The sequence below is a fragment of the uncultured Salinisphaera sp. genome (assembly GCF_964012375.1).
Taxonomy (GTDB): Bacteria; Pseudomonadota; Gammaproteobacteria; order Nevskiales; family Salinisphaeraceae; genus Salinisphaera.
Map to the genome: position 1 here is coordinate 23,805 of NZ_CAXGSH010000045.1, position 6,103 is coordinate 29,907.

Annotated in this window: 5 protein-coding genes; 4 read left to right on the forward strand and 1 reads right to left on the reverse strand. The window is 62.8% G+C overall.

The genetic code is table 11. The features are described from left to right. Window positions 1-9 precede the first annotated feature (9 nt). The gene (locus ABNU97_RS09575; protein ID WP_348766507.1) at window positions 10-693 is read right to left on the reverse strand and encodes a hypothetical protein; all 684 of its coding nucleotides are present in this window, start codon (window positions 691-693) and stop codon (window positions 10-12) included. A gap of 60 nt (window positions 694-753) precedes the next feature. On the opposite strand from ABNU97_RS09575, the gene tssJ reads away from it, so the two are divergent. The 4 genes from tssJ to tssI all read left to right on the forward strand — a co-directional run. Continuing rightward, window positions 754-1,458 (forward strand): type VI secretion system lipoprotein TssJ, encoded by a 705-nt coding sequence (gene tssJ / locus ABNU97_RS09580; RefSeq protein ID WP_348766508.1) that lies wholly within the window; start codon window positions 754-756, stop codon window positions 1,456-1,458. A gap of 151 nt (window positions 1,459-1,609) precedes the next feature. Further along, on the forward strand, window positions 1,610-2,950 hold the full coding sequence (gene tssK, locus ABNU97_RS09585) for a type VI secretion system baseplate subunit TssK (protein ID WP_348766509.1): 1,341 nt from the start codon (window positions 1,610-1,612) through the stop codon (window positions 2,948-2,950). Continuing rightward, window positions 2,947-3,741, forward strand: a complete 795-nt coding sequence (gene icmH, locus ABNU97_RS09590; protein WP_348766510.1) for a type IVB secretion system protein IcmH/DotU — start codon at window positions 2,947-2,949, stop codon at window positions 3,739-3,741. The genes tssK and icmH overlap by 4 nt, the downstream gene beginning before the upstream one ends. 18 nt (window positions 3,742-3,759) lie before the next feature. Further along, window positions 3,760-6,103: type VI secretion system tip protein TssI/VgrG (tssI, locus tag ABNU97_RS09595; RefSeq protein ID WP_348766511.1), on the forward strand; the 2,344-nt coding region annotated here is incomplete at its 3' end.

Below are 6,103 nucleotides of genomic sequence, written 5' to 3' on the forward strand. Positions count from 1 at the left end.
GCGAGACCCCTATTGCGGTAACGTCTGGAGCGACTCGAACGGATCGAGCGAGCCGCCGCTCGAGCCCTGATTATCCGGACCGGCGGGCGTGGAGGCCCCGCCAGATGATGAAGACGATTTTTTACTGTTTGATGAAGAAGCGCCGGAAGAAGACGCCGCGGCCGCCCTACGAGCGCGCCGCGGGGCACTACGTCGCCGCGGCGTGCTATCGCCTACAAGCACATCTTCGCCGAGCGTTTCGCGCAGCTGCTGTGCCAGCGCCTGGGCCTCGCTGCGAACCGAGCCTTCGAGCTTGCTGTCCGCGCGTAGCGCTTTGATCGCGCGCTCTGCCAGCCGAAGACTGCTGACGATAATGATGCTGTTCGCTTCCAGATTGGACGGCTCGCGATTCACGGCTTCTTCTGCCGCCACGATCGCGGTGTCGTAGCTGTTGGCATCGAAGCGGATCTGCGCGATGTTCAACCAGGGCGTAACCGACACCGGATTGCGCTCCGCAGCTTGGCGCAGCAGTTCAACCGCGGCGTCGTCCCTGCCGCTGTCCCGCGCCTCGCTCGCCTCGGCGAGCAGCGCCTGCTCGGACTTGGGCGCGGCATCGATATCGCCCTTCCCGGAGGTTGCACAACCCGAAAGCACCGATGCCGCGACAAGCATCCCGGCAATCGAAACCAACCGCACCCCCGGACCGATCCCCATATATCCATTCATTTGCAGCTGCAAACCTTAAGTGCCTCTCGTGGCGAGTATTCTCGACACATGGTAAAACGTCTGTGTATAACAATAACACTTTTTTTCACCAGTGCACGACACTGTTATTATCATTTCAACGATTTTCAACGAAAACAGAATTTAATGGCAAAACACGGGAATAACGAAACGCTGTTTTACTGCGTACTCACTTCATTGTTTGCAATCTTATTGCTATCGGTATCCGGATGCAGCCTGCTTTCCGGCGGTGATAATACGAAGAAGGCACCGGAACCGATCGGCAAATTCAGCAGTGAGGGCGACCAGCCTAGAATAAGCCTGAAACTGTTCGCGGGCGGCAACATGAACCTGAGTGAGTACGGCGACCCGCTTGCCTTGCTGGTCAAGCTCTATGTGCTCAAAGACACCAACGCATTCGAACAGGCAGATTACGACACGTTTCTAGACGACGATCGAACCCGCGAGCTGCTGGGAGACGACCTCATAGAAACGCGCGAAACCCTGCTGGTACCGTCGCAGACTTACGAAACGCAGGTCCCGCAGCTACCGGCAGGCACCTATCTCGGCGTGGTTGCGCTGTTTCGCAATCCTGCGCCGGAACGTTGGCGCTTCGCCTTCGATCTGACGCCCGAAAAGGCTGAACCGGTCGTCGCCGGCTTGCATGCCTGCGCGATGACCATTACGAGCGGCAGCGTTGTAAACGCGCCGGAATATTCGCTGCGGCGCCTCTCGAACGTCCACTGCGACGACTAGGCGCCAGCGCCCCGCGGCCTGTTTAAAAAGAATGACGCATGAATGAATTAGTCTGCCAGGACGCAAGTGCGACACGGACCGGCGTGTCGCCGGCCGGTTGCCGCGCCCTGCTGCATGGGCCGTGTGCCACGATCAACGGAATGAGTGATTGATGAACGGAAACAGACGTGTTTTGTGGGGCGAAGGCCTTTTCCTGAGGCCGCAGCACTTCCAGCGTCAGGATGCATTCCATGACGGGCGCGTGCGCGAGGTCATGGCGGATCTGCACCCTTACGCCTGGGGGATCCGCGCCAGCCGTGTCGACGTTGGCGCGCTTCGCAACGGCGTATTCCGGCTGGAATCGTTGTCGGCGATCTTTCCCGACGGGGAAACGGTGAACGCACCCGACAGCGATCCCCTGCCGGAGGCCATCGGCCTCGACGCCCTGCCCGATAATACGTCGAGCGTGGTCATCCATGCGGCCATTCCCCGCTTCAAGAATCACGGCGGCAATCTCGGCGCCGACGGCAATGGGCTGTCACGCTACGTGAAGACAACTGCGCAGACCGCCGATTTGTTCACCGACGCGAGCGAGGCGGAGATCGCGTTTCTGGGTAAGTCGGTGCGCCTGCTCACCGACGACAAACCCCGCGACGAGTTCATCTGTCTGCCGATCGCACGGGTCGAACGTGCCTCGACCGGCGGTTTCGAACTCGACAAGAGCTTCATGCCACCCTGTCTTAACATCGAGGCGTCGCCGCTGCTGCAACAGCAGTTGCGCAGCCTGCTCGACGCGTTACAGGCCAAGGTCGAAGCGCTGTATGGCCATCACCGCGAGCCCAGCAAACATGTGATCGAGTTCAGATCCGGCGACATCGCCTCCTTCTGGCTGTTGCACACGGCAAGCACTTCATTCGCGCGGCTTTCGCATTTTCTGCACCATCCGGGGCTCTACCCGGAGCGTCTCTACCAGCAGATGCTCGAGCTTGCCGGCTCGCTGATGACTTTTTCGAAGGTCTATACGCTGAATGATCTGCCGGCGTATAGCCACGATGATCCTGGGCCGTGTTTCGACGCACTCATGCGTATCAATCGGGAGCTTCTGGAAGCGGTTATTTCCGAGCGCTATTTCAAGATCGCGCTCACCGAGCAGCGGCCTTCGTACTATCTGGGCCAGCTCGCTTCCGATCGAATCGACGAACGTACGGAACTGTATCTATCGGTGGGCGCCGACATGCCCGCCACCGAACTCATCGACGTGGTGCCCGTACGCTTCAAGGTCGGCGCGCCGGACGACGTCGAAAAATGCGTGCTCTCGGCGTTGCCCGGTGTCAAACTCGTGCATACCCCGCAGGCGCCCGCAGCCGTGCCAGTGCGCAGCGGCCAATACTACTTCGCGCTTCAGGCCCAGGGCCCGCTGTATGAGCGCATGCTCAAGGCCGGTTCCGTGATGATCTATGTGCCCAACGGGGTGTCCGACCTCAAGCTCGAGCTAATCGCGGTCACGCCATGAATACATCAGCCAACAGCAACCGACCCAGCATGTTCAACAGCGAGAGCTCCAGCCCGGATACGGCGTATCCCGGGGTGGAGCACGACGGCAACAAAACGCTGGTCGATCTTTTATATAACGGTTTCTATCTGCTTTTCGCGCTGCGCAATGGCCAGTTGCCGCAGGACGCCGCCGCGTTCGCAAATGCGGTCGAACGCTATCTTGACGAGTTCGAACGCTCCGCCAAGAAGCTGGGCAAATCCACCGAGGATATCTACGCGGCGAAATACGCCTTCTGTGCCGCGGTCGATGAAACCGTTCTTGCCGAAGCCGCGGATATTCGCGACGAATGGGGCCGACGCCCGCTGCAGCTCGAGCTTTTCGGCGACCAGCTGGCCGGCGAACATTTCTTCGACCGCCTCGAGGAATTACGCGCCCAGGGCCGCTCCCGCATTGAGGCACTGGAAGTGTTCTATATGTGCCTACTGCTCGGCTTCAAGGGCAAGTTCGCGCTTGAGGGATCGGAAAAGCTGGGCTATCTCACCGCCCGGCTCGGCGACGAAATTGCCAACATGAAGGGCCGGCGCGCGGGTTTCGCGCCGCACTGGGAACCGCCGGACTCGGTCGCTCATACGCTCAAGCGCGAAGTGCCGGCCTGGGTGGTTGCCAGCGTCTGCGCGCTCGTGGGCGCGGTGGCGCTGGTGGGCCTCAACGCGAGCTTGTCGAACAGCAGTGAGCACCGGCTTGCCCAGTACAACGATGTCGTACAGCTGCCGCCTTCGGCCGCCCACTTGACTATAACGCTGCCCTAGACACCGGCAGGTAATCATATGGCACAGTCCGATCTAGCCATCAGCAAAATCCGCCAGGCCTTCCAGGCCGTCTACAGCCAGCACGGCCGCCTGCTGGCGGTAGAAACACCGCTGGGCGAAGACGCGTTCGTAGTCGAACGCATACACGGGCGCGAAGCCATCAGCGAATGCTTCGAGTTCGTCATCGACTGTACCGCCCCGTCGGCCCATTTCGAACTCAAATCCCTCATCGGCCAGCCTATGACCCTGCGTCTGGCCCAGGCCAGTGGGCCCGCCCGTGCCTGGCACGGTTATATCACCCAGGCCGGGTTTATGGGCGCCGATGGCGGGCTGGCCCGCTACCGGCTGCATCTGCAGCCCTGGCTTTCGTTTCTCTCGCGTCGACGCAACTGCCTCGTCTTTCAGGATCTCGACGCCCTCGAAATCATCGAACGTATCTTTGCCGACTATCCCCAGGCCGATTACAGCGTCGATGTCAGCCAGTCTTTGGCCAAGCGCCCCCGCTGTACCCAGTACCGCGAAACCGATCTCGCCTTCGTCGAGCGTCTGCTCGCCGAAGAAGGCCTGAGCTTTCATTTTCGCCACGACCCGAGCGCCTCGGCCGCCGATACCGAACACGGTGCGAGTCACGGCCCGCAGCTGCGTATTTTCGATCGCCAGGCCGATGCGCCCGACGTCGAGCCGGCCGCGATCCGTTTTCATCGTATTTCCGCCGCCGAAACCGAAGACGCCATCACCACGTTCAGTGCCCGGCGGGCCCTGGCGCCCAATACCGCCACGCTCTCGGCCTGGGACGCCTTCAAGCTCAAGGCCCATGCCGCCCAGGCCGAGCATGCCGCCCCCGATCTGCCGGCGCTGGAGCTCTACGACGGCAGTCGCAGCAGCTGGCGCCATCAGGATGACGCCGGCATCAGCCAAAGCGTCGACAACGCCCTCGCCGCTGCGCGTCTGAAGTCCATCAGCGCCTCGGGCCGTGCCAGTGCCCGGCAACTCGCCGCCGGCTGTGCGTTCACGCTCACCGACCATGCCAGCGATGATGGGCGCTATGTGCTCTGCGCGGTCGAGCATCGCGCCGCCAACAATCTCGGTGCCCATCTCGCCCATCTGCTGGGCACCACCGATATCGAATTCGGCAGCTATCGCAATGCCTTCGTATGCGTGCCGGACACCACGGCCGTGGTGCCCACCTTCATCGCCGCGCCCGAAGCCGCCGGCCCGGAGAGCGCACTCGTTGTCGGCGTGGCCGATGAAACGCTCACCAGCAGCCGCGATCACAGCGTCAAGATCCAGTTCCCCTGGCAACGCGGCGAGCAACCCACACCGGGTGGCCTGCGCGAAACCCACAGCAGTGCGACCCCCCAAGGCAATGCCCCCGGCGACGAACGTGCCGGCACCTGGGTGCGGGTGGCCGAAGGCCTGGCCGGGCCCAACTGGGGGGATCACTTCACCCCGCGTATCGGCAGCGAAGTACTGGTGGATTTTCTCGACGGCGATTTCGATCAGCCGATCATTACCGGCCAGTTCTATAACGGCAGCGACGCGCCGCCCTTCGCCGCCGGCGCGAACAGCGCCGCCAACCATCCCGGCACCCTATCCGGCACCCATAATCAGGCCCTGGATGGCAGCGGCCATAACCAATGGGTGCATGACGATGCCCCGGGACAGCTCAGAACCCGGCTGGCCACCACCCAGGCCGACAGCGCCCTCAATCTGGGGTATCTGATCGATCAACAAGGCGCCCACCGCGGCGCCTATCGCGGCCAGGGCGCCGAGCTCAAAACCGCCGGCTGGGCCGCGCTGCGCGCGCCCGAAGGGCTGCTCGTGTCCAGCAGCGCGCGTTCACGCGCCACATCCACCGCCCAGGACGTCACCGAAGCGGTCGGCCAGCTCAAGGCCGCCCAAGAGCGTGCGACGAGCCTGTCGGATGCGGCCAGCGCACAGAGCGCCGCGGGCTTGAACGCCAACCGCGCCCAGGCCGACTTCACCCAGGCGATCGATCCAGACGCCGACGGCGTCTATACCGGCCCGGTCGGTGGCCAGGATCACCGCAAGCCCGCAGCCGGACAACGCGACGGCGGCGACCCGGCCGAACGCTTCGCCAAACCCTTCGTGTTCGTCGACAGCCCGAGTACCGTCGCCTTCACCACGCCCGCATCGCAGCTGCACTATGCCGGCCAGAACACCCATGTCACCACCCAGGGTGAAACCCAGCATACGGCCGGCGCGACCTACAGCAGCGTGGCCGGTGGAACGACCAGCCTCTACACCCACGACGGCGGCGCCCAGGCCGTGGCCGCCAACGGCCCACTGTCCCTACAAGCCCACGACGACACGCTGGAGATCCTCGCCGACGACAGCGTGA